Origin of the sequence: Nocardia sp. CY41 (assembly GCF_009829325.1) — a bacterium.
Classification (GTDB): domain Bacteria; phylum Actinomycetota; class Actinomycetes; order Mycobacteriales; family Mycobacteriaceae; genus Nocardia.
The window spans coordinates 199025-224321 of the sequence record NZ_VUOS01000014.1 but is presented as its reverse complement, the minus strand read 5'-3'; the positions used below and the strand labels follow the sequence as shown (position 1 = coordinate 224321).

Annotated in this window: 32 protein-coding genes and 1 pseudogene; 15 read left to right on the top strand and 18 right to left on the bottom strand. The window is 69.4% G+C overall.

Annotation, left to right across the window (positions count from 1 at the left end; translation table 11 throughout):
• Nucleotides 1–50 precede the first annotated feature (50 nt).
• Nucleotides 51–494, top strand: coding sequence for a hypothetical protein (locus GVY64_RS17540; protein WP_159842655.1), 444 nt, complete (start codon nt 51–53; stop codon nt 492–494).
• Nucleotides 464–1510 carry a zinc-dependent alcohol dehydrogenase family protein gene (locus tag GVY64_RS17535; protein WP_236566913.1) on the top strand — a complete coding sequence of 349 codons (1047 nt, stop codon included), beginning with the start codon at nt 464–466 and terminating at the stop codon, nt 1508–1510. Before GVY64_RS17540 ends, GVY64_RS17535 begins: the two co-directional genes overlap by 31 nt.
• 3 nt (nt 1511–1513) lie before the next feature.
• Here GVY64_RS17535 and GVY64_RS17530 read toward each other — a convergent pair whose 3' ends face one another.
• A complete protein-coding gene (locus tag GVY64_RS17530; RefSeq protein ID WP_159842653.1) occupies nt 1514–2236 on the bottom strand; it encodes an HNH endonuclease family protein in 723 nt (240 codons plus the stop codon).
• A 651-nt stretch (nt 2237–2887) separates the two neighbouring features.
• Here GVY64_RS17530 and GVY64_RS17525 point away from each other — a divergent pair.
• Both GVY64_RS17525 and GVY64_RS17520 read left to right on the top strand, forming a co-directional pair.
• Nucleotides 2888–3793: a haloalkane dehalogenase gene (locus GVY64_RS17525; protein ID WP_159842651.1), complete on the top strand. Its 906-nt coding sequence runs from the start codon at nt 2888–2890 to the stop codon at nt 3791–3793.
• A gap of 64 nt (nt 3794–3857) precedes the next feature.
• Complete coding sequence (locus GVY64_RS17520) at nt 3858–4718, top strand: RNA polymerase sigma factor (protein ID WP_159842649.1); 861 nt, start codon at nt 3858–3860, stop codon at nt 4716–4718.
• A 74-nt stretch (nt 4719–4792) separates the two neighbouring features.
• Here GVY64_RS17520 and mmuM read toward each other — a convergent pair whose 3' ends face one another.
• Nucleotides 4793–5707, bottom strand: a complete 915-nt coding sequence (mmuM, locus tag GVY64_RS17515; RefSeq protein ID WP_159842766.1) for a homocysteine S-methyltransferase — start codon at nt 5705–5707, stop codon at nt 4793–4795.
• A gap of 48 nt (nt 5708–5755) precedes the next feature.
• Nucleotides 5756–6418, bottom strand: a complete 663-nt coding sequence (locus GVY64_RS17510) for a phosphate signaling complex PhoU family protein (RefSeq protein WP_236566909.1) — start codon at nt 6416–6418, stop codon at nt 5756–5758.
• 524 nt (nt 6419–6942) lie between these two features.
• On the opposite strand from GVY64_RS17510, the gene GVY64_RS17505 reads away from it, so the two are divergent.
• Entirely contained in the window at nt 6943–7338 is a 396-nt protein-coding gene (locus tag GVY64_RS17505) for a nitroreductase/quinone reductase family protein (protein WP_159842647.1), read from the top strand.
• A gap of 70 nt (nt 7339–7408) precedes the next feature.
• The gene (locus GVY64_RS17500; RefSeq protein ID WP_201298049.1) at nt 7409–8497 is read left to right on the top strand and encodes an ionic transporter y4hA; all 1089 of its coding nucleotides are present in this window, start codon (nt 7409–7411) and stop codon (nt 8495–8497) included.
• 134 nt (nt 8498–8631) lie between these two features.
• On the opposite strand, the gene GVY64_RS17495 is transcribed toward GVY64_RS17500, so the two are convergent.
• The gene (locus GVY64_RS17495; RefSeq protein ID WP_159842643.1) at nt 8632–9012 is read right to left on the bottom strand and encodes a DUF5313 family protein; all 381 of its coding nucleotides are present in this window, start codon (nt 9010–9012) and stop codon (nt 8632–8634) included.
• Nucleotides 9009–9500 carry a MarR family winged helix-turn-helix transcriptional regulator gene (locus GVY64_RS17490; protein ID WP_159842640.1) on the bottom strand — a complete coding sequence of 164 codons (492 nt, stop codon included), beginning with the start codon at nt 9498–9500 and terminating at the stop codon, nt 9009–9011. Before GVY64_RS17490 ends, GVY64_RS17495 begins: the two co-directional genes overlap by 4 nt.
• A 117-nt stretch (nt 9501–9617) precedes the next feature.
• Here GVY64_RS17490 and GVY64_RS17485 point away from each other — a divergent pair, with 117 nt between their 5' ends.
• On the top strand, nt 9618–10619 hold the full coding sequence (locus GVY64_RS17485; RefSeq protein WP_159842638.1) for a DUF418 domain-containing protein: 1002 nt from the start codon (nt 9618–9620) through the stop codon (nt 10617–10619).
• A 1-nt stretch (nt 10620) separates the two neighbouring features.
• Here the strand turns inward: GVY64_RS17485 and GVY64_RS17480 are convergent, their stop codons facing one another.
• The 4 genes from GVY64_RS17480 to GVY64_RS17465 form a co-directional block, all read right to left on the bottom strand.
• On the bottom strand, nt 10621–10803 hold the full coding sequence (locus tag GVY64_RS17480; protein ID WP_159842636.1) for a hypothetical protein: 183 nt from the start codon (nt 10801–10803) through the stop codon (nt 10621–10623).
• On the bottom strand, nt 10800–11234 hold the full coding sequence (locus tag GVY64_RS17475) for a hypothetical protein (protein WP_159842634.1): 435 nt from the start codon (nt 11232–11234) through the stop codon (nt 10800–10802). The genes GVY64_RS17480 and GVY64_RS17475 overlap by 4 nt, the downstream gene beginning before the upstream one ends.
• A gap of 163 nt (nt 11235–11397) precedes the next feature.
• Nucleotides 11398–12249, bottom strand: a complete 852-nt coding sequence (locus tag GVY64_RS17470) for a cytochrome P450 (RefSeq protein WP_159842632.1) — start codon at nt 12247–12249, stop codon at nt 11398–11400.
• 435 nt (nt 12250–12684) lie between these two features.
• Nucleotides 12685–12879, bottom strand: a complete 195-nt coding sequence (locus tag GVY64_RS17465) for a hypothetical protein (RefSeq protein WP_159842630.1) — start codon at nt 12877–12879, stop codon at nt 12685–12687.
• 113 nt (nt 12880–12992) lie between these two features.
• Here GVY64_RS17465 and GVY64_RS17460 point away from each other — a divergent pair, with 113 nt between their 5' ends.
• Genes GVY64_RS17460 through GVY64_RS17455 form a run of 3 tightly spaced genes read left to right on the top strand, consistent with a single transcriptional unit; the run spans nt 12993 to nt 13792 of the window.
• A complete protein-coding gene (locus GVY64_RS17460) occupies nt 12993–13430 on the top strand; it encodes a hypothetical protein (RefSeq protein WP_159842628.1) in 438 nt (145 codons plus the stop codon).
• 23 nt (nt 13431–13453) lie between these two features.
• Nucleotides 13454–13609 carry a DUF6131 family protein gene (locus GVY64_RS37275; protein WP_169813002.1) on the top strand — a complete coding sequence of 52 codons (156 nt, stop codon included), beginning with the start codon at nt 13454–13456 and terminating at the stop codon, nt 13607–13609.
• A 9-nt stretch (nt 13610–13618) separates the two neighbouring features.
• On the top strand, nt 13619–13792 hold the full coding sequence (locus GVY64_RS17455; protein ID WP_159842626.1) for a CsbD family protein: 174 nt from the start codon (nt 13619–13621) through the stop codon (nt 13790–13792).
• Nucleotides 13793–13867: 75 nt separating this feature from the next.
• Here GVY64_RS17455 and GVY64_RS17450 read toward each other — a convergent pair whose 3' ends face one another.
• From GVY64_RS17450 to GVY64_RS17440, 3 genes are all read right to left on the bottom strand, one after another.
• A complete protein-coding gene (locus GVY64_RS17450; protein ID WP_159842624.1) occupies nt 13868–14596 on the bottom strand; it encodes a VIT1/CCC1 transporter family protein in 729 nt (242 codons plus the stop codon).
• Nucleotides 14597–14653: 57 nt separating this feature from the next.
• Entirely contained in the window at nt 14654–15028 is a 375-nt protein-coding gene (locus GVY64_RS17445) for a hypothetical protein (RefSeq protein ID WP_159842622.1), read from the bottom strand.
• A gap of 62 nt (nt 15029–15090) precedes the next feature.
• Nucleotides 15091–15480: a PPOX class F420-dependent oxidoreductase gene (locus tag GVY64_RS17440; protein ID WP_159842620.1), complete on the bottom strand. Its 390-nt coding sequence runs from the start codon at nt 15478–15480 to the stop codon at nt 15091–15093.
• Nucleotides 15481–15636: 156 nt separating this feature from the next.
• On the opposite strand from GVY64_RS17440, the gene GVY64_RS17435 reads away from it, so the two are divergent.
• Nucleotides 15637–16611: a sigma-70 family RNA polymerase sigma factor gene (locus GVY64_RS17435; protein ID WP_159842618.1), complete on the top strand. Its 975-nt coding sequence runs from the start codon at nt 15637–15639 to the stop codon at nt 16609–16611.
• Nucleotides 16612–16620: 9 nt separating this feature from the next.
• Here GVY64_RS17435 and GVY64_RS37270 read toward each other — a convergent pair.
• Nucleotides 16621–17361: pseudogene (locus tag GVY64_RS37270) on the bottom strand (UvrD-helicase domain-containing protein); the annotation flags it as partial.
• A 238-nt stretch (nt 17362–17599) separates the two neighbouring features.
• Between GVY64_RS37270 and GVY64_RS17425 the strand changes: the two are divergent.
• Entirely contained in the window at nt 17600–18754 is a 1155-nt protein-coding gene (locus GVY64_RS17425; RefSeq protein WP_159842616.1) for a hypothetical protein, read from the top strand.
• On the opposite strand, the gene GVY64_RS17420 is transcribed toward GVY64_RS17425, so the two are convergent.
• Nucleotides 18693–19760 (bottom strand): AraC family transcriptional regulator, encoded by a 1068-nt coding sequence (locus GVY64_RS17420; protein WP_236566906.1) that lies wholly within the window; start codon nt 19758–19760, stop codon nt 18693–18695. The two genes, GVY64_RS17425 and GVY64_RS17420, sit on opposite strands and share 62 nt — an antisense overlap.
• A 40-nt stretch (nt 19761–19800) precedes the next feature.
• Here GVY64_RS17420 and GVY64_RS17415 point away from each other — a divergent pair, with 40 nt between their 5' ends.
• Entirely contained in the window at nt 19801–21306 is a 1506-nt protein-coding gene (locus GVY64_RS17415) for a flavin-containing monooxygenase (RefSeq protein WP_159842614.1), read from the top strand.
• A 31-nt stretch (nt 21307–21337) separates the two neighbouring features.
• Here the strand turns inward: GVY64_RS17415 and GVY64_RS17410 are convergent, their stop codons facing one another.
• Nucleotides 21338–22150 (bottom strand): DUF1460 domain-containing protein, encoded by an 813-nt coding sequence (locus GVY64_RS17410; RefSeq protein ID WP_236566899.1) that lies wholly within the window; start codon nt 22148–22150, stop codon nt 21338–21340.
• A 166-nt stretch (nt 22151–22316) separates the two neighbouring features.
• On the opposite strand from GVY64_RS17410, the gene GVY64_RS17405 reads away from it, so the two are divergent.
• Nucleotides 22317–22694, top strand: a complete 378-nt coding sequence (locus GVY64_RS17405) for a hemophore-related protein (RefSeq protein WP_159842610.1) — start codon at nt 22317–22319, stop codon at nt 22692–22694.
• 51 nt (nt 22695–22745) lie between these two features.
• Here GVY64_RS17405 and GVY64_RS17400 read toward each other — a convergent pair whose 3' ends face one another.
• A complete protein-coding gene (locus GVY64_RS17400; protein WP_159842608.1) occupies nt 22746–23909 on the bottom strand; it encodes a sensor histidine kinase in 1164 nt (387 codons plus the stop codon).
• Nucleotides 23906–24562, bottom strand: a complete 657-nt coding sequence (locus GVY64_RS17395) for a response regulator transcription factor (protein WP_201298048.1) — start codon at nt 24560–24562, stop codon at nt 23906–23908. The genes GVY64_RS17400 and GVY64_RS17395 overlap by 4 nt, the downstream gene beginning before the upstream one ends.
• Before the next feature lie 114 nt (nt 24563–24676).
• Between GVY64_RS17395 and GVY64_RS17390 the strand changes: the two genes are divergently transcribed.
• A complete protein-coding gene (locus GVY64_RS17390; RefSeq protein WP_159842606.1) occupies nt 24677–25087 on the top strand; it encodes a nitroreductase family deazaflavin-dependent oxidoreductase in 411 nt (136 codons plus the stop codon).
• A 7-nt stretch (nt 25088–25094) separates the two neighbouring features.
• Here GVY64_RS17390 and GVY64_RS17385 read toward each other — a convergent pair whose 3' ends face one another.
• The gene (locus tag GVY64_RS17385; RefSeq protein WP_201298047.1) at nt 25095–25262 is read right to left on the bottom strand and encodes a hypothetical protein; all 168 of its coding nucleotides are present in this window, start codon (nt 25260–25262) and stop codon (nt 25095–25097) included.
• Nucleotides 25263–25297: the final 35 nt, after the last annotated feature.

Sequence of the window (25297 nt, the reverse complement as noted above, 5' to 3'; positions counted from 1 at the left end):
TACCTTGCGGGGAATCGCACAGGCGCCGATCGAGGGCAAGACTTCGCCGCATGAGCAAGAAACTAGATGAGCAGGAACTTTCGCGGTTCGCCGAACGGTACATCGCGCTGTGGAACGAATCCGATGCCGAGGCGAGGCGCAAGCGGATCCGGCAGCTGTGGGCCGAGGACGGGGCGCAGGTGCTGGTGGATCCGCCGCAGGCGATGCGGGAGGCGCTTGGGCGATTGTCCTTCCCGATCCCGACCGTGGAGATCCGCGGCTACGAAGCGTTGGACCGGCGGGTCGACCGCGCGTACGACGAGTTCGTCGCCCCTGGCGAGCACGTATTCGTCACCGGGGAGCCTGCGGTGCTCCTCTCGGTGAACCTGATCGGCCTGAGCTGGCACATGGTGACGAAGGCCGACGGGGCCGTGGTGGGTGGTGGATACGACGTCGTCGCGCTCGACGACGAGGGCCGGATCCGGTGGGATCACCAGTACATCGGCGTCGCCTGATGCAGGCCGTCGCCTACCATCTGGACCCCACGCGCGGGGCCGACGGCCTGACCACCGCGCCGCAGCAGTTGCCCGAACCCGGCCCACGGCAAGTGGTGATCCGTGTGCGGGCGGCGTCGCTGAATCGTCGTGATCTGATGCTGATGGACGGGACGTATCCGTTGCCCGCCATTCCCGGCGTCGTACCTCTCAGCGACGGCGTCGGCGAGGTGATCGCCGTGGGTGGCGCTGTGACGCGCGCCGCGGTGGGCGACCGGGTGACCGCCACCTACTTCCTCCGGTGGGTCGACGGCCCACAGCGTCAGGCGCACGTCGTCGAGCAGTACGGCGCGACCTATCCCGGCATGCTCGCCACTTACGCGGTGCTGGAGGAGGATTCGGTGGTGCACGTGCCGGGCCACCTCTCGGACGCGGAAGCCGCGACGTTGACCTGCGCCGGGGTGGTGGCGTGGGCCGCACTGAGCACGCCGCTGCCGGTGCGCCCGGGCGAGACCGTCTTGACCGTAGGCAGCGGATCGGTGGCGCTGTTCGGGGTTCAGCACGCGAGAATGTACGGAGCCAGGGTCCTCTCGATCACCTCGAACGCGCGCAAAGCCGAGCGGCTGCGTGCGCTCGGAGCCGACGAGGTGATCGATCGGAGCCGGACCCCGGACTGGGAACTCGCCGTGCTGGACCGCACCGGCGGCGACGGCGTGGACCACGTCCTCGACGCGGTGGGCATGCCGACGCTCGCGAAATCCGTGCGGTCGGGCGCGTACAACGCGCGGATCACGATGATCGGCGCGATGCCCGCCGATGATCTGCCCGTGGGCAACCCGTTCGGATCGTCGTATCTGTCCATTCGCCGTATCGCGGTGGGCAGCCGAACGGATTTCGAGGCGATGAATCGAGCGATCGCCGCCCATCGGATGCGTCCGGTCGTCGACCGTGTGTTCCCCTTCGAGGAAGCCGAATCGGCCTACCGGTATTTCCGCACCGCGGATCCGTTCGGGAAGGTGGTGATCGAGTTTCCCTGAGACTCAGGGGCAGGCGTTCAGCACCCGTGCCATGGCGTCCTTCTCGGCCGGGCTGACCCAGAGCTGGTAGGCCGTCTTCACCTGGATCTGCCTGGTCAGGTAGGCGCAGTGGTAGCCCTTGCTCGGCGGTAGCCATTCGGCCGCGTCGGAGTCGCTCTTGGACTGGTTGGTCGGGCCGTCGACGGCCTGCAGGTTGAGCGGGTCGTTGGCCAGCTCGCGGCGGCGCTCGGCGGAAAGTTGCTGCGCGCCTTTCTGCCAGGCGTCCGAGAGCGCGACGACGTGATCGATCTGGACGTCGTCGGAGGACTTCGTGCCCCGTTTGAAGTTGATGGTCTTGCCGGTGTAGGGGTCGGCGAGCGTTCCGGTCGCGACGATGCACTTGCCCGACTTGAAAGTCACGTCGGTCATGTCGCGCTGGAGGATGTCGTTGCGCGTGTCGCAGCCGTTGTTGCCGCCGGGCACCGCGACGTTGTCCGACCAGGGCGGCCCGAATTCGTCTCGGCTGTAACCCGTTTTGGGCGCGCGTTCCGCCACGCGCAGGGCGTTCAACAGGGCGAGGGCGTCGCGAGCGGGAATCGGGGCGGGCGCGTCGGCGCAGACCCGGCCGCCGGTCCCGCAGCCCGCCGCGGTCGACTCGCTGGGCCGTACCGAGGAACAGGAGATCAGTCCGACGGAAGTCGCGACCATGATGCCGAGCAGGGCCAGCCGCTGCGCTGTGGACTTCATCGAACTTCCTAACGCCGAATCCACTTGAAACTGTAACCGGCGTCAAAGTATCCAGTGGCGGGGTTCGCACAACCGAATGGCGCGTATGAGATTCGGCACAGCCGGGCGATAACCGGCCGTGCGCCGACATGACCGGACCGAAGAATGGGCCCGCCCCCGAATCGCCGTGCCGGCGCCGATTCGGGGGCGGTTATCACGAGGAGTCCTGGGGAGCCGCGCGGTTGTGCGGATAGGTTGTCCACTCCGAAAACCGCACTGGGACGACACCACGGGGCTGATGAGGGGGAGGTCCCGAGGTGTCGAGCCGCGCTTGCTCCGGACTCACTCGTGATGATCGGGGGTGATGGGCTCCGGCGGGTGCCGGTGCGCGGGGAAGTCACTATCCGGGGGGTGCCGGCATGCTTCCGCCTCGTCTCCGATCACGCTTGGTTCTACGTATCAAGACAGTAGATAAATGTCGATTGGATTGGCAAGTTCGTTCTGGGGGTTCGAAAAATTTCTCAGACTATCTTCAGTTTCGACCATATATCTACTGCATGAGTACGGATTTCCCATTGCTGACGAACCCTGCCTCAGGGGATCGACGGACTGTGACCAGGCTCACTCCGGGGTCGGTCACAGGCGGGCGGATTCGTGTGTCCAAACGGGTGCATGCGAAAGAGCCGGACCCGAAAGGACCACATCATGCCCACCGTCGACGTTCTCGATTCCTCCATCCACTACCGCGACACCGGCGCCGGGGACACCCCCGTGGTGTTCCTGCACGGCAATCCGACCTCTTCGCATCTGTGGCGCAACGTGATCCCGCACGTCGCCGAACGGACCAGAGCGCTGGCCCCGGATCTGATCGGGATGGGAGAGTCGGGCAAGCCCGACATCGGCTACCGTCTCACCGATCACGCCGCCTATCTGGACGCCTGGTTCGACGCGCTCGGGCTGGACCAGGTGGTGCTGGTCGGGCACGACTGGGGTGGCGCCCTGGCCATGGACTGGGCGGCGCGGCATCCCGGCCGCGTGCGCGGCATCGCATTGATCGAAACGTTCCTTCGGCCGATGCGCTATGACGAGTTGCCGCCGCTGGGGGCCGAGCTGTTCCGGAAGTTCCGCTCCGCGGAAGGGGAGCGAATGATCCTGGAGGAGAACATGTTCATCGAGTTCAACCTCCCGAAGGGCGTCGCCGACCTGGCGACCGAAGATCACGACGTGTACCGCGCGCCGTACCCCACACCGGCGTCGCGCAAGCCGCTGCTGGTGTGGCCGCGCGAGTTCCCGCTGGACGGCGAGCCCGCGGACGTGGTCGCCCTGGTGCGCCGCTACGGCGCGTGGGCGGCCGCGACACCCGAGGTGCCCAAGCTGCTGATGGCGCTGGAGAACGGTGTCGGGCTCGGTTCGGCGGAGGTGATCGAGTGGGCCGCGAACACCTTCGCGAACGCCGAGGTCACCCCGATCGGGCCTGCGGGCCACCACGCGCCGGAGGACCGGCCGGACGAGATCGGCCGGGCGGTGGCCGAGTGGCTCGACCGGCACGCGCTGGTCGGGGCTCCCGCTCGCCCGTGACCCCGGCCGCGGTGTGACCCGGCAGTGCTTGCGCCGAACGCGGCGCAGGTCGAATGATGGCCGGATGAGCACGGAGCACGACGGAGTCTCGGCGCAGGAGCGGGCCATGGTCGCCCGCGCGGTGGCGGGCGACCAGGACGCCGTCGTCCAGGTCGTGCGCTTGCTGCAGGACCCGCTGTATCGGCTGGCCCTGCGCATGGTCGGGCGGCCCGCGGAGGCCGAGGACGCGACGCAGGAGATCATGGTGCGCGTCCTCGACCATCTGCACACCTGGCGCGCCGAGGCCCGGCTGCTCACCTGGGCCTATCGCATCGGCGTCAATCACCTGCTGAACCTGCGGCGCCAGAGCCCGCAGGAGGCGGCTCACCTGAGCTTGGACGCCTTCCGGGAGGGACTGGCCGACGGATTGTCGGAGGCGGACCATCGCGGCCCGGAAGCCGTGCTGCTGACCGCCGAGGTGCGGCTCACCTGCAGTCAAGGCATGTTGCAGTGCCTGGCCCGCGACGAACGGATCGCCTTCGTGCTCGGTGACGTGTTCGAGCTGACTTCCACCGAGGCCGCCTGGATTCTCGACGTCACCCCCGCCGCCTACCGGAAGCGCTTGGAGCGCGCCAAGAAACGGCTCGGCAATTTCCTGAACGCGACCTGCGGGCTGGTCGACCCGGCGGCATTCTGCCGCTGCGCACGCCGGGTGGACAAAGCGCTCGCGCTGGGACGGATCGACCGCGGCCGTCCGGTGTACGCCCGCCATCCGGTCAGCGCGGGCGGGCGCACCGCCGCCGAGGCCGAGCGGCAGATGATCCGGTTGCACGACGCGGCGTCGGTGCTGCGCGCCCATCCGGACTACGCCGCGCCGCAGGCGAAGATGGACGCGATCGCCGGGCTGCTCGGTTCGGGTCGTTTCCCCATGCTCGAGGAGACGTGATCCGCCCGGCCGACGGCGACGCCGCCCGGCGATGGGGGGACGTCCCGAAGACGGGCGCGGTCGCCGCCGGGCGTTCAGCCAGGCGTTCCGGGGTCGGCTGAACCGGCGAGAGGGTCGTCGCAGGTCGCAGTTCCTCGGACTTCTCGTGCGAGCCGGGCGATCTGCGCGGGGCCGACACGGCAGCATCCGCCGATGATCCGCGCGCCGCGCGCGAGCCAGTCCCGCGCCTGCCGCGGGGCGAACCGCGCGGGGCCGGTCCAGCGGTGGCGCGCCGCATCCCAGTCTTCGCCGCTGTTCGGGTAGGCGATCACGGGTTTGCCGGTGCGGGCGGCCAGTTCGACCGCGGCGGCGACATCGGCTGGCGCGCAGCAGTTCACGCCGATCGCGACGATCGAGTCCGAGCCTGCGGCCACCGCGAACGCGTCGGCCAGCGGTTGTCCGGCACGGGTGCGGATGCCGTCGATGGTGTAGCTGAGCCACGCGGGCACACCGATGTCGTTCACCAAGTCCACCAGCGCCTCGGCCTCGTCGATATCGGGCACGGTCTCCAGGGCCAGCAGGTCGGCGCCCGCCTCCGCGAGCACCTCGATGCGCGGCCGATGCCAGGTCCGCAGTTCGGCCACGGTGCGCCCGTAGCGGCCACGGTATTCCGATCCGTCGGCGCACGCGGCGCCGTAGGGGCCGATCGAGGCGGCGACCCATCGGCGCTGTTCGTCGTCGCAGACGTCGCGCGCCGCACGAGCCAGCGCCACGCCGCGCCGCCACAGCCGCGCGGACTCCGCCCTGGTCAGTCCGCGCGCGGCGAAACCCTCGTACGAAGCCTGATAGGTGGCGGTGGTGGCGATGTCGGCGCCCGCGCGGAAGTAGGCCTCGTGTACGGCCTGGATGGCGGCGGGCCGGTCCAGGAGCAGACGTGCCGACCACAGCGCTCCGGACAGGTCGTGACCGCGCGCCTCCAGTTCGGTGGCCAATCCACCGTCCGAGATCAGTGCCCCGGCCGCCGGGTCGAACAGCACGGTTCCACTGTAGGACGCGACCTACTCGTCGTCGGTGGGCTGGGCGGTCGGGGGAACCCCGGTGTCGAGGAACCGGATGAGCCGCTCGATGCGTGCGGTGTGGTCGACACAGCGCTCCCAATGGTGGCCCAGCAGGGCGATATCGATCGCCACCTCGGTGGACGGCCGGGAGGCGGAGTCGCGCAGCGCGGAATGCAACTGTTGGTGCAGTGTTTCCATCGGGCGTCCGGCGGTTGTCTCCTCCTCGGGCAGCGGTTGGTGGCCCGCGACCGCGCGCCCGGCCAACGCCGTGCGCTGGGCCGCCAGCTCACCCATCGCGGCGAGGATGTCCAGGAGGGGCGGCTGGGCCGCATGCCCGGGATGACTCTGGTACACCTTGTCGGCGATCCGGCTGACCAGCCAGCCGATGCGCGACAGTTCCCCGGCGATCTGGATCGCGGTCACCACGTGCCGCAGGTCGCGGGCCACCGGCGCCTGCAATGCCAGCAGCACCACGGTGCGCGCCTCGCACGCGCCGTACATCTTCTGCAGCTGTTCGTCGAGCGCGAAGACTTCGTAGGTCGCGGTGAGGTCGGCGGCGACGAGCGCGTCGGTGACACGTTCGACGGCGTCGTGGGCGAGCGTGCACATCAGCGTCAGATCATTCGTCAACGCGATGAGCTCGGCAGTGAACTGGGTGCGCACCGCCAAATTCTCACCTATCGACAGGGGCGTGGTCGATTCCTCGCCGGATGTTCATCGGTAACGACATCGCCTCGGCCGGCCTGCCGACGCTTGCCGCGCAGGAGAACCGCGCTCGCCGCGTGTGGTGATCGAGTGGAAGACGCAGGCTCCAGCCCTTTTTCGGGCTCCGCAAGCGCGGTCGCGCACCGACGGCGACGGTGGTTGCCGCGCGGGTGAACCTTGCCGGTCGCCGGGCGGCCTCCACGGGGTGACGGAGAGACAGTGCTGCACCACCGCTTTGTGTCCCGCATCACAGAATCGGATTGGCATGCAGGACAACTCGCTCGATTGCTCACCGCGTGCCTTCTGTGGTCCCGTGCGGCGGGGCGAAGGGTCGGTCCTGCGCGTTGCGTTGGGCGACTGTTTGCGCCGCGGTGCCTGCCGCCGCTCCGCCGCTCCGTACAGTCGCGCGCGCCCTGTTCAGCGCCCGAATCGTGGCCGCGGCGAAGCCTGCCGACGGCTTCGACCGGTGTTACCGTCGCGGCATGCCGAACTTGCGCGACATCCAGCATCGGGTGGTGACGGCGTTCCAGCGCCGGGTAGGCAATCCGATCCTCAGCACGCTTCCCGGGCAGACCCTCCTGGAGACCACCGGCCGGGTCAGCGGGCAGCCCCGGATCACCCCGATCGGCGGACGGCGGGTCGGGCAGGAATTCTGGCTGGTCTCCGAGTTCGGCCAGCGTTCCCAGTATGTCCGTAACATCAAGGCCGACAATCGGGTCCGGCTGCGGCTGCACGGACGCTGGCATACGGGCACCGCGCACCTGCTGCCCGAGGACGACGCGCGTGCCCGCCTGTCGGCGCTGCCGCGCGCGAACAGTGCGGCCGTCCGGCTCGTCGGTACCGACCTGCTCACCTTGCGCATCGATCTGGACGACTGAGCCGGGCTCGGTGCGGGGGACGTTGGTCACCTGACCGGGATGCGAGCAATTTGCTGGGACCATGGTGGGCATGCTCCGTGTGTTGCTCGCTCGCTGGACCGTGCTCGTACCACTGCTCGCCGTTGTCGCCCTTGCGGCCACCTGGGGCCGAAGTCTGCCCGGTGCCGCGGTGACGGTCGTGGTGGTGGCATTGGTCGGGGCGGTGCTGTCGGCCGTCCACCACGCGGAGGTGGTCGCGCTGCGCGTCGGCGAGCCGTTCGGCTCGCTGGTGCTCGCCGTCGCGGTGACCGTGATCGAGGTGGCGCTCATCCTCACGCTGATGACCCAGGGCGGCGACAAGGCCGCGAGCCTGGCCCGCGACACGGTCTTCGCCGCCGCGATGATCACCTGCAACGGCATCTTCGGGCTCTGCCTGCTGGTGGGGGCCCTACGGAGGCGCGTGGCGGTGTTCAACGCCGAAGGCACCGGTGCGGCGCTGGCCACCGTCGCGACGCTGGCCACGCTCAGTCTCGTGCTGCCGACCTTCACCACGAGCAAGCCCGGCCCGGAGTTCTCGCCCGCGCAGCTGGCTTTCGCGGCCGTGGCCTCGCTCGCGCTGTACGGGTTGTTCGTGATGGTGCAGACGGTGCGTCACCCGGACGACTTCCTGCCGGTCGAGGCGGACGGCGTCGTCACCGGCGACGAGCACGCCGAAGCGCCCAGCGGGCGCGCCGCGCTGGCCGCCCTCGCCCTGCTGCTGGTCGCCCTGATCTGCGTGGTGGGGCTGGCGAAGGTGGTCTCGCCCGCCGTCGAGTCGGCGGTCGAGTCGGCGGGGCTGCCGCCATCGGCCGTCGGAGTGGTGATCGCTCTGCTGGTGCTGCTGCCCGAGACGATCGCCGCGGTGCGGGCGGCGCGCCGCGACCAAGTGCAGATCGGGCTCAATCTGGCGCTGGGTTCGGCCATGGCGAGCATCGGCCTGACCATCCCGGCGATCGCGGTGGCGAGCATCTGGCTGGACGGCCCTCTGGTGCTCGGCCTCGGCGCGACCCAGATGGTGCTGTTGGCGCTGACCGTCGTGGTCGGCGGGCTCACCATCGTTCCGGGACGGGCGACGCTGCTGCAAGGCGGCGTCCACCTGGCCGTGTTCGCGGCCTTCGTCGGTCTCGCCGCCAGCCCCTAGCGGCGCGAGCGCGGCGACGACGAACCGATCGACCCACGTGCGTTCGGCGGTTGGATCGTGGCCGCCACAACAGCAGCGTCGGCATCTCCTGCGGCACGGCCATCGCGAGCGAAGGGTCGGGCGCACGTCGCCGGTCAGTGCGGGTGCTGGGCGGCGTATCTGGCGCGTTCCCGTGCTCGGCGCTCGGCTCGTCGCGGATTCTCCAGATCCACCGGCAACCCGTGTTTCGCGAGCCGATGCGCCCGGTTCATCGGCATGTACGCGACCGTGTAGAACAGGGCCAGCAGCAGCGCCAGCAGGATCATCGCGCCGCGCAGCCACAGCTCGCCGGGGAACAGCAGGAACGCCGCGAACAGCGGGGTGAACGGCACCATCCCGCGCAGGACGTGCCGGGTGGCGGCGAACCTGCCGGTCAGATCGTCGCGCACCCACTCGCGCATGGAATCGGGCAGGCGGCGTCCGAAGGCGTATCCGATCCACTGGAGGGGACCGGGCCGCCGTCGCTCTCGGGTCATGACCGGGCTCCTCGGGACGGGGTCGGGGCGTCGGGCTCGGCGGGCGCCGACCGGCGGGCCGCCTCGTTGACGCGGGTGAGGACGTCGCGCAACTGCTCGAGGTCGGCGAGGGTCACGCCCAGGCGTTGCACGACGGCGGGCGGGATCCGCTCGGCCTGCGCGCGCAGTGCGGCCCCGGCCTCGGTCAGATTCACCACGAGATTGCGCTCGTCCCGGCTGTCGCGTTCGCGGCTGATCAGCCCGGCGGCTTCCAGGCGCTTGAGCAGTGGGGACAGTGTGGGGGAGTCGAGCTGGATCGCCTCGGCGATGGCCTTGACCGACATCGGCGCTTCTCCCCACAGCGCGAGCATCACCAGATACTGCGGGTGGGTGAGCCCGAGCGGCTCCAGTAGCGGACGGTAGACGGCCAGTACCGCTCGATTGGCTACGGCCAGCGCGAAGCACACCTGCCGGTCCAAACGCAGCGGATCGTCGATCTCGGTCTCCATCGGCCCTCCTTGTCCGCAATCGAAGTTAGCGCATGAATAGTTAGTGCGTTAATTAATGTGTGCGACATCTCGCCACGAGATACCGGCTCCGGGCCGGCCGCTGGTTACCGTGAATCCATGCACTACGACGCGCGTCCACGCCGTATCCAGGAACTGGACGCGGTCCGTGGTTTCGCGCTGTGCGGGATCCTGGTGGTGAACATCTGGCGGATCACCGACATGCCTGCCACGGACGGATCGGGTGCGGTGTTTCCGGTCCGCCACGTGCTGTCGGTGCTCTTCGAGGGACGGTTCTTCCCGATCTTCGCGTTTCTGTTCGGGATCGGCTTCGCGCTGCTGCTGGACGGCGCCGCGCAGCGGGGCGAGCGCCCGCGGCTGGTGCTGGTCCGCCGCTTGCTGGCGCTCGGGCTGATCGGCTTGGTGCACCAGCAGTTCCAGCCGGGTGAGGCGTTGCTGCCGTACGCGCTGGCCGGATTGGTGATCCTGTTGCCTTCTTCGGCGCTGCCCACCTGGGCGGTGTTCGTGGCGGGCCTGGCAGGCACCTTCGGCGTCGCGCTCGCCTTGGGCGGCGGACTGGCGTTGGCGCCAGGGCTTTTCCTGCTCGGCCTGGCCACCGCACGCGCCGGAATCGTGGACAGCCTCGATGAGCGGGGTTGGCAGATCGGTGCGGTCTTCGCCCTCGCCCTGCCCGCCGCGATCGCGGCAGGGCGCTGGGAGTACCGCACACCGTATCTGGAGCTGTGGTCCACCCCCGCCATGGCCGTGGCCGGCCTGCTGGGCGCGCTGGCCTACGTCACCGGGTTGTTGCTGTTGCTGCGCATCGAGCCCGGTCAGGTGCTGGCGGAGGTGTTGCGACCGCTGGGCCGCATGGCGCTGACCAATTACGTCGGCGCCACCGCCGTGATCCTGTCGGCCGCACCGCGTTTGGGCCTGCCCGGCTCCGACGACTACGCGACGGTTCTGGGGTTGGCGGTCGCGATCGTCGTGGCGCAGGCGGTATTCAGCGCCGTGTGGTTGCGGCTGTTCGAGTACGGACCGCTGGAATGGTGGTGGCGCTGCGTCACCTGGTGGACGGTGGTGCCGATCCGGCGGGTGCGGGTGCCCAGCCGCAGGTACTGAGTCAGCGCGGAGCCGCGGGGCCGCCGGTGGTATCCAGCGCGGCCGAAATCGCGGGGACCGGCGGCGCGGTGTCGCACTGGATCGCGACGTCGACCAGCCACGCCGGCTCGGCGGCCGGCGTGGGCTGGTCGGCGTCGGTGAAGAACAGATTGTCGCCCGTCGGTGGCAGACCGAACTCGATCACTCCTTCTCGATGCGGCGCAGGATATCCAGCATCGCCAGCACCGACTCGGCGCGGACCGTACCCTGTTGCAGCCCATCCCGCAGCACGAGCTCCAGCACCTCGTGCTCGGCGTTGCCCTTGAGCGCGTTGATCAATGCCAGCTCGCTCCCGCGCGCCGCCGCCAGCTGCGGGTCGGTGAACGGGTCCAGGCTGTCGAGCCCGAAGTAACCGCGGAACAGCTCCAGCGTCTCGTAGGACGGGTTCACCGCCTGGCCGGTGCGCAGTTTCCAGAGGTAGTTGGCGGACAGGCGCGTCCCGGTGGTGCGGTGGATGTCCTCGGCCAGCGCTCGATGCGTGATCTCCTGCGGCCGACCGTCTTTGCCCGCGGGCGGATGCATTCCGTTGATCAGGGTGTTGAGCGCCCGGGTGAACGGGTGTAAGTCCTCCCCCATATCAGCGTGTCTCCTGTGGTTGACAGGGCATGTGGCGTAGATCATACTCGTCCTGCTCCGCGAGCGTATGCCGGTGTGGTCGCCTCGAAGGGGTGGGTGACCACGAGAGGCCCGGTACCCGAGAGCGGCAGCAGATGGGGCGATCATCGTCGCTCGCCCCATCTCATCGGAGTTCCACCGGCACCGTGAGTGGCCCCCGATGCCGGAAGCCCGAGCGCCACACGATCTCTCGTTCGTCCACCGCGAGCGCCGAATCCGGCCATCGGGTGAGGACGTGATCGACGGCGGCCGCGCTGACGGTGCGCACCAGCGCGTTACCGAGGCAGGCGTGCACGCCGTGGCCGAGGGCGAGCTGCGCGCCGGGGTCGCGCGCGAGGTCCGGTTCGCCCGGCCGAGGGAAGACCTCGGGGTCGTGGTTGGCCGAGGCCAGGCAGAGCAGCACCGTCTGTCCCGCGGTAATCGTCGTGCCGCCGAAGGTGAGGTCGGTGGTCGCGAAGCGCGGCCCGGCCAGCACCTGCGGGGACAGGTAACGCAGCAGTTCGTCCACGGCGGATCGCTTGTCGGGCAGCGCGTGCCACGTCCGCCGCTGGTCCGGACGGCCGAGCAAGGTGAGCACCGCACCGGCGATCAGGTCGGCGAGCACTTCGTACCAGACGAACAGCAGGTAGAACAGCAGTCCGGCCAGCTCGTCGGCGGTCGGCGACCGGGCGTCCGCGTGCGCGGCGGTCCAGCGCGCGAGGGCGCTGCCGGATCGCTGGGCGTGCCTCGTGGCGTCGGTGATGATCGCGAGCATGGTGGCGAGGGTGTCGCGGGCGCGCGGTGGCGACCCCGACGGCAGCAGCGTCGAATCAGCCCAGCCGCGAAGGTGTTCCGCGGCCGAGCCGTCCAGACCGAGCAGTTCGGCCAGCACGGCGGCGGGAAGCGGCACCGCCAGCCGTTCGACCAGATCGACCGTTTCGCCCGGGACATGCTCGTGCAAGAGCGAATCCACCAGCGCCGGAGCGAGTCCGTCCACTCGGCCAGTCGGCGCGGGGACAACTCGGCGGTCACCATGCCGCGCAGGCGTGCGTGGTCGGCCGGAGCGGCCGTGAGCATCGCGTCCAGCGGTGGCGGAACGGCGAAGCCCCGGTAGTCGTCCCCTTTCGCGTGCCGGGCCCGGCTCGACAGCCGATGGTCGAGCAGACCGGCCCGCACGTCGTGGTAGCGCGTCACCAGCCCGGCGTGCGGGCCGTCGGGCGTGCGGACGCGGTGTACGCCGTCCCCCGTGGTACGCAGCCGCTCGAGCGTGGGCCACGGATCTCGTGCGAATCGGGCGTCGAACACATCCGTCACCCGGTCATCATCCCGCACTGTCGCTCGACCTCCCGCTGTGTGCCGGTCGTCGGCACGGGGCTGCGTGCGGGTTCCGGCCCCCGCGCGGCCGGGATGGCCACGCGGCGTGCCGAGCCGATCAGGAGGCGGCGGCTCCGGTCTGCCGGATCGCGTCGAGCACCTCACCGTAGGTCAGCGTCGTCGAGTTCACGATCGCGCGTTCGGACGGCACGTCGATGTCGACGGAATCGATGCCGTTCACCCCGCGCAGCGCCGATTCGACGGCCGACGCGGACTCCCGGGTCACGTTGTGCAATGTAACTGTGTACGTCATGCGAATCGCATTGACGGATTCCACTCACTCAAACTTTCGCTTTTGTCCCGTTTGATCGCGGGGACCCCGGGAATAGCGGAGTTGTCAAACGACTCGACGCAACAGGGATTGCCATGATCATCATCATCGGGCTCGTCGCCTTGATCGCGGCCGTGATTATCGGAGTTGCCGCCGTAGTGGGCAACACCGGCCCCGCTCAGCAACTGACGAGCGATTTCTCGGTATTCGACTATCACTTCCACGGTTCCACCGGTGCGCTGTTCGGTTACGGCGTCGTGCTCGGTGCGATCGGGACGTTCGGACTAGCCCTCGTGCTGTCCGGCGCATGGCGGGTCACCCGCCGCGGCATGGTCGCGCGTCGTGAACTCGCGCAGTCCCGTCGCGAGATGGCGGCGGTACGGCGTGATCTGGCGGCAGACACTTCCGCACCCGCGGCGCGGGCTCCCCAGGAGCCGGCCTGGCGGCGGTGGCTGCGCGCACCCGGTTCCGGTACTGCCCGGACCGATCGCGGCGCGACGGTGCCGACCTCGAAACCCGTGACCGCGAAATAGTTGAGAAGAAAAGGAATACGACAATGATCATTCTCGGCCTCATCCTCTTGGTCCTGGGCTGGCTGCTCTCGATTCCGCTGCTGACCACCGCGGGCATCATCGTGCTGATCATCGGGCTCGTGCTGCTGGTGGCCGGCTCGGTGGGCCGCCCGGTGGGTGGCCGTCGCTGGTATTACTAGGAATCGCTCATGAAGTTCGAAGATCGCCTCGCGCACCAGGTGCAAGCGACCAGAGGCAGCATGAAGAAATTCCTCGGCAAAGCGACCGGCAACTCCCGGCTGGAGGCCGAGGGGCGGCGTGACCAGACCCTCGGCAACGTCAAGCGCGCCGCGGGCAAACTGCGGGACGCGTTCAAGCGCTGACCGCGCACCAATCGACCGTGCCGGGCGAAGGCGGACAGCCTCCGCCCGGCATCGTCGTGTTCCGAGATCGACCCGTCAGAGTCCGGTCACGTCGGTGAGCTGCCCGATGCCATAGGTGACGGCCATGGCCAGCGCGCCGCCGAGCACCACCCGCACCACGGCCCGGCCCCGAGGGCTTCCGCCCAACCGAGCGCTGACCGATCCGGTGAGCGCGAGCGCGGCGAGCACGGCCGCGAACGTCACCGGAATGCGCGCGGTGACCGGCGGCAGCAGGATGGCCAGCAACGGCAGCAGCGCGCCGAGCGTGAAGGCGGCCGCCGAGGAGAACGCCGCCTGCCAGGGATTGGTCAGCTCCGCGGGGTTCAGGCCCAACTCGGCCTCCGCGTGCGCGGTGAACGCGTCGTGCGCGGTGAGTTCCTCGGCCACCTTGCGCGCCGTTTCCGGCGTCAATCCCTTGGCCTGGTAGATCGCCGTGAGCTCGGCCAGTTCGTAGTCCGGCTCGTCGCGCAGTTCCCTGCGTTCCTTCGCCAGCAAGGCCCGCTCCGAGTCGCGCTGGGTGCTGACCGACACGTATTCGCCCACCGCCATCGAGATCGCCCCCGCGGTCAGCCCAGCGATGCCCGCGGCGAACAACGCGGGCGTGTCGGTTGTCGCCGCCGCCACGCCGACCACCAGCCCCGCCGTCGACACGATGCCGTCGTTCGCGCCGAGCACCCCGGCGCGCAACCAGTTGAGCTTGGACGCGAATCCGTTGCCGTGGGGTTCGTGCGGATGTGCGCCGGGAGCGTCGGTCGTGCGAGCCATAGAACGCACCTTAATCACCCCGCGCGGCGCGGGCGGGAGCCGCGACACTCCGGTTCGCTACGGATGGGGCGGGCGTGGAACGGCCGTTGGATGCGGGAGCATCGTGCGGTGGATGATCTGCAGGACCAGCAGGAACAGCACCGAAAGCCCGGCGGTGGTGAGATCCCCGACCAGCACCGCCAGCACGGCGAACGCGGCGAACACCGGAACCTCCAGCACCGCGCACCAGCGTAGGATCCGCAGCCGCCTGGCGTTGGCGGACAGGCGTTGCACACCGTCGTCGATGATGGTCAGCGCCGTCTCGTAGCGCACCATCCCGTCGCCGACCTGGACGAACATGTGCACCGCCTGGTCGCGGCTGAGTTCGCCGAGCCAGGCCCGGTCGATCAGCCGTTTGCCCTCCTCGGCGACCTCCTTGATAACCGCGTCCATGCGGCCCCCTTCCCAGTCGATCGGAGAGTCTAGCGGCCGAATCGCGCCTTCCCAGTGGCGATTCAGGCGGGCGGGAAGACGTACACGCGCTCCGGCACGATCCGCACGATCAGCCGCCGCGCCTGCGGCTCCGGTGGGGGAGTCGCCCCGCCCATGTACTTCGCGTACATCGAGATGAGCAGCGTCTTGTCCGGGTCGTCGGTGATCTCGGCCCGGCCACGCACTTCCGCGTACCGGCCGTCGGTTCGGCTGAGCACCAGCAGGCTCACCCGCGGATCGCGCCGCATGTTGCGGGTCTTCAGCCGCCCTTCGATCGTGCTGAACACCAGGGTGCCGCCGTCGTGGTCGACGAAGATCACCGACGACTGCGGGCGGCCGTCCGCGTTGGCGGTGGCCAGGACGGCGGCGTGAGGGCCGTCGATCAGGGTGCGCACGGTGTCGTCGAGTTGCATCGGAAGTCTCCTCGGTCGTTGCGGGAATCACGGTGATCCCCGTAATGCGGACTTCCGCGCCGGTTCGGAGGAATCGCGAGAAGCGATTCTTTTTCGCGTCCCGTCCGGTCTTATCTGCGACGGCTCACGCCCCGTGGACCGGGAAAGGATCTGCGGATGATCTCGACCAGCGCGCCGCCCGACGCCGAATTCACCCGCCGCACCCAGCCGTATCGCCGGGAATTGCTCGCGCATTGTTACCGCATGCTCGGCTCGCCGCACGACGCCGAAGATTCGGTGCAGGAGACCTATCTGCGCGCTTGGCGTTCCTTCGGCGCCTTCGAGGGCCGCTCCTCGGTGCGGACCTGGCTGTATCGGATCGCCACGAACGTGTGCCTGACCGCGCTCGAGCACCATGGGCGGCGCGTGCTGCCGTCGGGTCTCGGCGCCCCGGGCACGGACCCTTCGGCGCCGCCCGCGGCTGCCCCCGCGGATGTCCGGTGGCTGCAGCCGATGCCGGACGCCCAGGTCGCACCGGACCCGGCCGGTGTGGTGGTGGCCCGCGACAGCCTGCGTCTGGCGCTCATCGCGTGCCTGCAGCACCTGAACGGCAGGCAGCGCGCGGTGCTGCTGCTGCGTGACGTGCTCGGCATGCCCGCGGCGGACGTCGCCGGAGTGCTCGACACCAGCACCGCGGCGGTGAAGAGCGCGTTGCAGCGCGCCCGGGCCCGGCTCGCGGAGGTCGCCGTGGCCGCCGAGCAGGCGGTGCCGCCGAGCGAGCCGGGGCAGCGCGCGCTGCTCGAGGAGTACATGACCGCGTTCCGCCGCGCCGATCCGGCCGCCATCGAACGTCTGCTGCACCGCGACGCCGTACTGGAGATGCCGCCGTCGGCCACCTGGTTCGCGGGCAAGCGGACGTGTGCCGCCTATCTGGCCGGACAGGTCCTCGGCACGCCCGGCGAGTGGCTGATGTTCCCGGCGCCGGCGAACGGGCAGCTCGCCGCGGTCGCCTATCACCGGCAATCCGATGGCGTATACCGGGCTTTCGGCGTCGCGGTGCTCACCACGACGAAGGACTCGATCGTCCGGATCACCGCGTTCGGCGATCCGGAGCTGGTCACCGCGTTCGGATTCGCGCCGGTTCTGGGATGAGGGAGCGAGTCACCGCTGGAACTCCTGGCGGGCGTCCCGGACGCCGATCCACGCGTAGTCCCGCGCCCTGGTGATCGCGACGAGCTTCTGCCGGTCGGCGAGTTCGGCGCGTTCCCGGTCCGCGCCGGTGCGCGATCGGGGTCCACCGGACCAGGTCGGATGGAATACAGCCGCGAAATCGAGCCCCTTGGCGCGGTGCACGGTGCCGACCTTGACCGCCGCCTGCGGCGTCCCGTCGTAGTCCTCCAACGGCAGCGTCGCGACGCCCACGGCGTCGAGCGCCCCGGCGAGCCTGCCTGCCTCCTGGCGCGTCCGGGTGAGCACGGCGATGTCGGACAACGGTTTCCCGCAGCCGCGGATGCCGTCGACCAGCGCCGCTTCCAGGTACTGGTCGGGCCCGCGCCAGATCCGCACCACGCCGTCGGGGAGGACGACGTCGGCGTCGCGCAACAGCACGCCGGGCGCGTCGTCGAAATCGCCGAGCTCGTTCACCGCGTCGATCCCGGCGGCGTTCTCCCAGACGCGGCGGCGGTTGCGGTAGTCGACCCGCAGGATCGCGCCGCGACCGCGCAGATCGATGCCCGCGTCGGCCATGCGCCAGCCCCCGGCGTACACCTGCTGCTGACCGTCGCCGAGCAGCAGCAGCGGACTCGATCCGTTGCCGCCCGCGATGGCATGGGCGAGTCGCAGCCCGGCCAGGGTGATGTCCTGCACTTCGTCGACGACGACCGCCTCGTAGGGCTCGGGGGAGCGGCTCGTTGCGGATCTCGGCCAGCGCGATGGCGATGACGTCGCTGTAGTCGGAGATGCCCCGCTCGCGCATCTCGCTCACGTAGGGGACGTACAGCTTGCGCCACACCTCGGCACGCCGGTCGTCATCAAGGCGAACACCGTCGCGCCCGTAGCGTTCCGCGCGCTGATAGACGTCGAGATCGTCGATCTCCCGGCCCTTGATCACCCGGTCGATCTCCTCGCGCCAGTAGCTCTCGTGCGGCTCGAGGTGCTCGAAGTCGGCTCGCGCCCGCTGCCAAACCCGGTGGAACACGCGGTCGGCTCCGTGCGGGTCGAGTTTCGGCGCCGCGATCCGCTGCGCGAGGAAATCCAGAGCCCAGGAATGCAGGCCGGCGAACTGGACGCGCCCCTCGGTCCCCGGCGCGAGCTGCCGGAAGTAGGTCTCCTGGCAGTTCGCGAGCGTCTTGACGAACGTCGTGTACAGCTGACGGCCGGTGGATCGCTTCGCCTGCCTGGCCATTCGGTGCAGCGCCACTACGGTCTTACCCGTGCCCGCCGGGCCGGCCAGCCGGGCGGGACCGGTGTACGTGCGCGAGACCAGGAGTTCCTGTTCGGGATCCAGGAAGGTCATCCAGTGGTGGAACGGCCTTCCCAGCGCCGCCGCACGCTGCGGCGCGAGGACTTCCGACCGATCGAGCAAGGCGAGATCCGCTGCCTCCGGCGCCGGTTCCTCGATCTCCAGCAGCTCGTACTCCCGGGCCGACTGGTGCGCGACGGTGTTCGCGACGGCCTGGACGCGGGTGGGCTTCAGCTGCCGATGCCGTGCGCGGATCACCCGATCGAGCTCGCCCGGCCGGGCGACAGCGAACCTGCCGTCGCCCCGAAGTCCGACCTCGCCGGGGACGAGGAGCACGATCTGCGCATCGTGGGCGACGACCTTCTCCCGCCCGAATTGCAGTCTGCCGAATCGCGCCTCGACATGGCGGCGGATGCCGTCGAGCTCGGCGGGCACGTCCTCGGCGAACCGGAACGCGAAAAGCCCGGTGCCGCAGACCAGCAGCGCATGGGCATGGTCGGCGGGCACCGGATTCCGGTGGACGAGCAGGTAGCGTCCCGGTTCGGTCAGCGCCTCGGTGAGAAACGCGCGCTGATCCGAGGTACAACCGGGGATGCGAGTGAGCGTGTCCGTGACACGCGAAAGCCAGGTGTTCATGGAGTCCCCCTTCCGGTGCACACCTACCCCGCCTTCGACGGTAAAGACGCGGTGCCGCGGAGGGAACGGACCGAGAGCATTCGGGGACAACCGTTATCGAATGGGACTTTCCGGCCGCCGGACTGTTGTCGATCTGTCACCCGAAAGTGTTGTGCGCCTGCGTCCTTCCCTGCGTCTCGATGCGACGCAGGCCGGTAGGCGTTGTGCCCCACCATCTTCGGGCGCATCGGGTGAACGTCGCCTGCTCGGACAACCCGATCAGCGAGGCGACCTGACTCATCGGCATGTCCGTCGTGGTCAGATACCGCCGCGCCGCGTCCCGGCGGACCTCGTCCAGGATCGCCGCGAACGAGGTGCGTTCGGCGGCGAGCCGTCGTTGCAGGGTGCGCGGATGCACGGTCAACAGCCGTGCCACCGCGCCGATCTCGGGCGCGGAGGTGCCGAGCAGTTGCCGGACGGCGGCTCGCACCTGCGGGGCGATCGCCGCCGTCGCGTCGCCGGACTGCTCGGCGAGAAACGCCATGGCCAGCCGGTGCAGGTTCTCGTCGCCCCCGGTGAGCGGCCTGCTCGCCAGACTGCTCGGCAACCGCAGGGCCGCGAACGGACGCTCGACGCGCACCGGCGCGCCGAAGAACTCCTCGTACCCGGCGACCGCCGCTGCAGGCCGGTAGGGCAGCTCGACCGACCGCAACCCGTAGCGGTGGTCCACCAAGCGCTGAATGGTGCGGTGCACGAATGCCAATCCGAGGTCGGTGCCCTGGACCGGGGCCGGAAGGCCGGGGTGCACGCCATAGCGCAGGGCGATCACGCCGCGATCGCCGTAGGGGTCCGGCTCCAGCGTCAAGCTGAGCGACCGCGCGTGCAGGAACAGATATCGCGCCGAGCACTCGAGCACGTCGGCCAGCGACGGCGAGTTGCGGATGGCCAGCGCGAGCGGGCCGAGCATGTCCAGGTCCTGCCGTTGCGCGATCCGCAGGCCCAGATCGGGGCAGCGCAGCTGGTGTGCGGCCAATTCCAGGACGGCCGCGACGCGCTCGTCGGGTACCAGCAGGTCGTCGGCGTCCAAGGCGGCCACCGGCAGGCCGCATGCCGTGGCGAGCGCCTCCGCGTCTCCACCCAGTTCGGCCACGGTCGCGCGAAAACCGCGCAACCCGGCCGAGCGAATCACCGACATGTCGTAGAGAATCAAATAGTTGTCGCGCAAAGTCAAGAATGCGAGGCCGCTCGGCTCGCACACTGGAACGATGACCGAGACCGCCGCAGCACCGGAACACCTCGATGTCGTGATCGTCGGCGCCGGACTGTCCGGTATCGGCGCGGCCTACCGGCTGCAGACCGAGTGCCGGGGCAAGACGTACGCCATCCTGGAGGCCCGCGACACGCTCGGCGGCACCTGGGACCTCTTCAAATACCCCGGTATCCGCTCCGACTCGGACATGTTCACCCTCGGCTACCCGTTCCAGCCGTGGCGCGATGCCAAGTCGATCGCGGACGGTCCGTCGATCCTGCGCTACATCACCGAGACCGCGACGGAGCACGGCATCGACCGGCGCATCCGCTATCGCACCAAGGTGGTGGCCGCCGACTGGGACAGCGCGGCCGCGCGCTGGACGCTGACGCTCGCGCGACGCGACGTGTCGGGCGCCACCGTGACTCGCACGCTGACCTGTGGCTTCCTGTACGTCTGCGCCGGGTACTACGACTACGACCAGCCGTACGCGCCGGAGTTCCCCGGCATCACGTCGTTCGCGGGACAGGTGGTGCACCCGCAGTTCTGGCCCGAGGACTTCGACTATCGCGGCAAGCGCGTCGTCGTGATCGGCAGCGGCGCGACCGCGGTCACGCTGGTGCCTGCCATGGCGGAGCAGGCACAGCTGGTGACGATGCTGCAACGCTCGCCGACCTGGATCAGCGCGGTGCCCGGCCGGGACAAAGTGGCCGACAAGATCCGCGACCTGCTGCCGCCGCGGCCGGCGCATCGCGTGATCCGCACCAAGAACATCCTGTTCGGAATCGGCTTCTACCAGTACTGCCGACGGCGTCCCGAAGCGGCGCGCAAACTGCTGACCGGCCTCACCACCCGCATCCTGAAGGACGAGCAGGCCGTCGCCGAGCACTTCACGCCCAGCTACAACCCGTGGGACCAGCGGCTGTGCGCGGTCCCGGACGCGGACTTCTTCAAGGCGATGCGCAAGGGCAAAGCCGAGGTCGTCACCGATCACATCGACACGTTCGTGCCGGAGGGCATCCGGTTGAAGTCCGGCCGGGTGCTGGAGGCGGACGTCGTGATCACCGCGACGGGGCTGCAGCTGCTCGCCTTCGGCGGGATCGCGCCCAGCGTCGACGGCGCGCCGGTCGGATTGTCCGAACAGTTCGTGTGGCAAGGTGCCATGCTCACCGGCGTCCCCAACTTCGCCGTGTGCATCGGGTACACCAACGCGTCCTGGACGTTGCGCGCCGACCTCACTTCCCGGTTGGTCTGCAAGGTGCTCGATCACATGGATCGCCGCGGTTACGCCGCGGTGGTGCCCGAGCCGCAGGGCGAACTCGCCGAACACCCGCTGCTGGATCTGGCCTCTGGTTACATCCAGCGCTCCATCGGCGACTTTCCGCGTCAGGGTGACCGTCATCCGTGGAAGGTGCGGCAGAACTACCTGCTCGACTCCGCCACGACCCTGCGCACGGACTTGGACAAGACGCTCACCGGGACGCCGAAATCGGCGCCTCGGCGGCCGGTGCCCGTCGCCTAGCCCGGACGAAGGATCGCGCGGTCGAGGGCGGTCAGCGGACCCGGAGCACCACGATGCCCGGCACCGACCGGACGTAATCGGCGAACGGCGAGTCGACCACCTTCTGATTGCCCGCGAGCGAGGACGCGTTGCGGAAGACCGGACCCGCGTCGGTCATGACGAAGATGCCGACGTGGGTCACGTCCAGGCCCGGTTGGTCCGCGTACGCGCCGATGTAGTCGCCGGTGCGCAGCCCGCTGACGACGTCCGAGCCGACGGCGGCGCTCGGAATGTAGGTGACGGCGCGATCGACCACGGGCAGTCCGGGGAGATAGGCGCCGCCGTCCGGTCGGGCATTGAGGTGCTTGCCGACGGTCACGGCCGCGGCGCTCAACGTAGCCGTGACGTCGGTGGCCGCGGTGTCGGCGACGTGCGACCAATCGGTGAAGAAGTGTTTGCGCTGCTGGAAATCGACTCGCCCCCCGGCGTAGCGCGTCCGGATCAGGTTCGCCGTGAACTGGTCGCGGTCGGGCGATGCGGTGAGTGCGTGGACGTAGTCGAGATAGGTGAAGCAGTCCACCCGGCGGAAGTCGATGACCAGTTGTTCGGGCTCGGTCGCCGACCCGATGAGCATGTTCGCGCCGTAGGGCGTGCCGAGAAAGGGGCGCGACAGCAGCTCGATCAGCTCCGCCTTGCTCGCCGAGACGGGGGCTCGACCGCGCAACGCCAGCAATTCGTCGAGCTTTGCGGCGGTGACGTCGTCGAGGTGCGCGGCTTGCGGCGCGCCGAGTGCCGAGGGAGGTATCGACACAGCGCAACAGACGAGGGCCGCGAGAACGAGCAGTACCCGAGCGATGATGCGCAAGACGCCTCCAGCTGGAAGGATCGGCCGATCGGTACACGACAGCGCTACCACGGTAACCCGACGACGGCGTCGGCAAGACCTAGCGCCGTCCAAACACCCTTGCTGGTGGACTGAACGCCGGGTCACCACGCGGTGGCCCACGTTCCGACCGAAAGGGTTATCCGACATGACGAGAATCGTTCGAGCCACCCTGGCACTCGGCGGCCTGCTCGCCGCGGGGGCGCTGCTGGTTCCGGCGGCCGCCTCCGCGCAGCCGCAGCCGGGCGGCCTGCTGGAGACGACGTGCAGCTTCGCGCAGATCGACGCCGCCGTCCACGCCCAGTTCCCCGACGCCGCCGCCCGGCTCGACGCGCATCCCGACCGGAAGGCGAAAGTTCAGGAATTGCTGAGTCTGCCGGTCGAGCAGCGTAAGCAGCGCGCCCAGGAGTTCTTGAACACGCATCCCGAGGCCAAGCGCAAGTTCGAGGAGCACCGCGACTCCCCGCAGGCTCAGCAGCACCGCGAGAAGCTGCGCGTGCTCGCCGACACCTGCCACAACTACTGAGCACGTTGCGGGCGAGGTGTCGGACTCGCCCGCAATCAGCGTGCGGCCTCGCTATCCCCGGGTGCCCGGAAGGTCGACGGTGACCGTCAGACCACCGCCCGGTCGCGCCGCCGCTCCCACCGTGCCGCCGTGAGCCTGTGCGACGGAACGCACGATCGACAAGCCGAGGCCGGCGCCGCGGGTCTCGGAATCGGCCAAGCGTTCAGCGGTGGACAGCCTGCGGAACGGTTCGAAGAGACTGTCGACTTCGAAAACGGGTACCGGCGGACCGCTGTTCTCGACGGTGAGCACGGCGCGGTCGCCGCTCGTCCGCGACCGGACGACCACCCAGCCGTTCTCGGGGACGTTGTAGCGCAGGGCATTGTCGAGCAGATTGTGGACCAGGCGCTCCAGCAGCAGCGGATCACCCGAAGCGGGAGCGGGTCCCAGATCGGTGGTGATCTCGGCTCCGGGTCGTTCGGCCCACGTTCCGACCGCGTCGGCGGCGATGTCGGCGAGGTCGACTCGACAGTGCTCGGTCAGCCGCTGGTCGCTGGTAGCCAGCACCAAGAGGCCGTCGATGAGTCGTTCGTGGCGGCGGTTCACCTCCAGCAGCGTGGCCCCGAGTCGGCGGGTGGACTCGGCGACGCCGGGGTCCTCCAACGCCACCTCGATCAGCGTCCGGTTGATGGTCAGCGGTGTGCGCAGCTCATGCGAGGCGTTCGCTACGAATCGGCGCTGCCCGTCGAACGCCCGATCCAAGCGCTCCAGCATCGCGTCGAATGTGTCGGCCAGGTCTTTGATCTCGTCTTGCGGGCCGTCCAGAGCGATGCGCTCGTGCAGGCTGGTGTCGGCCACTCGCCGTGCGGTCGCGGTGATCCGCTGCAATGGCTGCAAGGCGCGGCCGGCGAGCAGCCAGCCGAACCCGCCCGCGGCGATTCCCACCGCGCCGAGGGAGACCAGCGACCACACCAGCATGGCGCGCAAGGTGTCCCGCCGGTTGCGTTGGGCCTGCTCGGTCAGTGCTTTGAACAGCTCCGTGGAGACCGGGGCCCGGTTTCGCTCCGCCCGCTCGATGAGATACGCCCGGACCACTTGCTGCGCGCCGCCGCCGGGCCGTCGCTCCAGCGACTGGTTCAGGTAGAAGTACATCAACGCGACCAAGACCGCGCCGGCCAAGAAGAACGCCGTCGCGTACAGCAGCGTCAGTCGCAGCCGAATGGTGCGCCCGCTCATCGGATCCGGTACCCCACGCCGGGCTCGGTCTCGATCAGCCGCGGGTCGCCCAGTTTCCGCCGCACGTTCATGATCGTGTACCGCACGACGCCGGTGAACGGGTCGATGTGCTCGTCCCAAGCCTTCTCCAGCAATTGCTCGGCCGAGACCACGCCGCCGTCCGCGCGCAGCAGTTCGGCCAGCACCGCGAATTCCTTGCGCGACAGAGTGACCGGTTCGCCGTTCCTGGTCACGGCGAACCGGTGCGGATCGAGCCGGATGCCGGACCGTTCCAGCACCGGGGGAGCGGCGGTGCGCGCCCGTCGTCCGAGCGCCTGAATCCGGGCGACCAGTTCGGCGAACGCGAACGGCTTCGTCAGATAATCGTCCGCGCCAAGGCCGAGACCCGCCACCCGCTCGGCCACGGCGCTCGCGGCCGTCAGCATCAGAATCCGGGCCGAGCCGCCCGACTCGATGAGCGTGCCGCAGACCACGTCGCCGGAAACGCCGGGTAGGTCCCGATCGAGTACCACCACGTCGTAGTCGTTCACGCCGGTGCGCTCCAGCGCCGCCGCGCCGTCGTACACCACGTCGACCGCCATGGCATGCCGGCGCAGTCCGTCGGCGATCGCGTCGGCCAGCAATGTCTCGTCCTCGACAACAAGCACCCGCACACCGTCATCGTGCCCTGTCCCGTTGTTGGGCGGACGTTAGTTCGGCTTCGGCAGGCAAGTCTGGGTAGGCTCGCGCACGTCCCGGCGCACCCGACCCACCAGGAGAGACAAGCCATGGCAGGCGACTGGAACACCCAGATCATCGAAGAATTCCGCGCCAACCAAGGCAAGGTCGGCGGGCCCTTCGCCGGTCGCGAATTGCTGCTGCTCACCAGCATCGGGGCGAAATCGGGGCGTCCGCGCACCAATCCGCTCGCATTCATCCGCGACGGCGGCGACCTCGTGGTCGTCGCCTCCAAAGCGGGTGCGCCCACCAATCCCGACTGGTTCCACAATGTGCGGGCCAACCCCACGGTCACGCTCGAAATCGGCACCGAGACCCTGGAGGCGACCGCGACCGCGATCACCGAAGGCCCGGAACGCGATCGCCTCTACGCCGCGATGGTCGAGGTGATGCCGGGCTTCGCCGAATACCAGGAGAAGACGGACCGGGTGATTCCGGTCGTCAAGCTGACGCCGCGCTGAGACTCTCTCAGGCGGGCGGACCGCCGTGACCGTGGTTGTACAGGGGGTCGAAGCCGCCGTGCGGCACCCACACCGTCGGCCGGGTCAGGGCGGCGTCCTTGGACCAGCCCGGCGGGAGCAGCAACCGCACCACTTTCACCGACCAGTCCGGTCCCTCCAGGTCGGGCGAGGACACTCCGATGCCGAGAATCCGCTCACCGATGCGGCTTC

What these genes read in the sequence shown, in the direction of transcription:
- GVY64_RS17445 (WP_159842622.1), bottom strand. Translation starts at nt 15,028, where the DNA reads ATGGACGCGGTTATCAAGGAGGTCGCCGAGGAGGGCAAACGGCTGATC.
- GVY64_RS17440 (WP_159842620.1), bottom strand. Translation starts at nt 15,480, where the DNA reads ATGCAACTCGACGACACCGTGCGCACCCTGATCGACGGCCCTCACGCC.
- GVY64_RS17495 (WP_159842643.1), bottom strand. Translation starts at nt 9,012, where the DNA reads ATGACCCGAGAGCGACGGCGGCCCGGTCCCCTCCAGTGGATCGGATAC.
- GVY64_RS17465 (WP_159842630.1), bottom strand. Translation starts at nt 12,879, where the DNA reads ATGACGTACACAGTTACATTGCACAACGTGACCCGGGAGTCCGCGTCG.
- GVY64_RS17435 (WP_159842618.1), top strand. Translation starts at nt 15,637, where the DNA reads ATGATCTCGACCAGCGCGCCGCCCGACGCCGAATTCACCCGCCGCACC.
- GVY64_RS17450 (WP_159842624.1), bottom strand. Translation starts at nt 14,596, where the DNA reads ATGGCTCGCACGACCGACGCTCCCGGCGCACATCCGCACGAACCCCAC.
- GVY64_RS17490 (WP_159842640.1), bottom strand. Translation starts at nt 9,500, where the DNA reads ATGGAGACCGAGATCGACGATCCGCTGCGTTTGGACCGGCAGGTGTGC.
- GVY64_RS17405 (WP_159842610.1), top strand. Translation starts at nt 22,317, where the DNA reads ATGACGAGAATCGTTCGAGCCACCCTGGCACTCGGCGGCCTGCTCGCC.
- GVY64_RS17500 (WP_201298049.1), top strand. Translation starts at nt 7,409, where the DNA reads ATGCTCCGTGTGTTGCTCGCTCGCTGGACCGTGCTCGTACCACTGCTC.
- GVY64_RS37275 (WP_169813002.1), top strand. Translation starts at nt 13,454, where the DNA reads ATGATCATTCTCGGCCTCATCCTCTTGGTCCTGGGCTGGCTGCTCTCG.
- GVY64_RS17400 (WP_159842608.1), bottom strand. Translation starts at nt 23,909, where the DNA reads ATGAGCGGGCGCACCATTCGGCTGCGACTGACGCTGCTGTACGCGACG.
- GVY64_RS17540 (WP_159842655.1), top strand. Translation starts at nt 51, where the DNA reads ATGAGCAAGAAACTAGATGAGCAGGAACTTTCGCGGTTCGCCGAACGG.
- GVY64_RS17415 (WP_159842614.1), top strand. Translation starts at nt 19,801, where the DNA reads ATGACCGAGACCGCCGCAGCACCGGAACACCTCGATGTCGTGATCGTC.
- GVY64_RS17475 (WP_159842634.1), bottom strand. Translation starts at nt 11,234, where the DNA reads ATGGGGGAGGACTTACACCCGTTCACCCGGGCGCTCAACACCCTGATC.
- GVY64_RS17505 (WP_159842647.1), top strand. Translation starts at nt 6,943, where the DNA reads ATGCCGAACTTGCGCGACATCCAGCATCGGGTGGTGACGGCGTTCCAG.
- GVY64_RS17520 (WP_159842649.1), top strand. Translation starts at nt 3,858, where the DNA reads ATGAGCACGGAGCACGACGGAGTCTCGGCGCAGGAGCGGGCCATGGTC.
- GVY64_RS17485 (WP_159842638.1), top strand. Translation starts at nt 9,618, where the DNA reads ATGCACTACGACGCGCGTCCACGCCGTATCCAGGAACTGGACGCGGTC.
- GVY64_RS17525 (WP_159842651.1), top strand. Translation starts at nt 2,888, where the DNA reads ATGCGAAAGAGCCGGACCCGAAAGGACCACATCATGCCCACCGTCGAC.
- GVY64_RS17530 (WP_159842653.1), bottom strand. Translation starts at nt 2,236, where the DNA reads ATGAAGTCCACAGCGCAGCGGCTGGCCCTGCTCGGCATCATGGTCGCG.
- GVY64_RS17460 (WP_159842628.1), top strand. Translation starts at nt 12,993, where the DNA reads ATGATCATCATCATCGGGCTCGTCGCCTTGATCGCGGCCGTGATTATC.
- GVY64_RS17455 (WP_159842626.1), top strand. Translation starts at nt 13,619, where the DNA reads ATGAAGTTCGAAGATCGCCTCGCGCACCAGGTGCAAGCGACCAGAGGC.
- GVY64_RS17390 (WP_159842606.1), top strand. Translation starts at nt 24,677, where the DNA reads ATGGCAGGCGACTGGAACACCCAGATCATCGAAGAATTCCGCGCCAAC.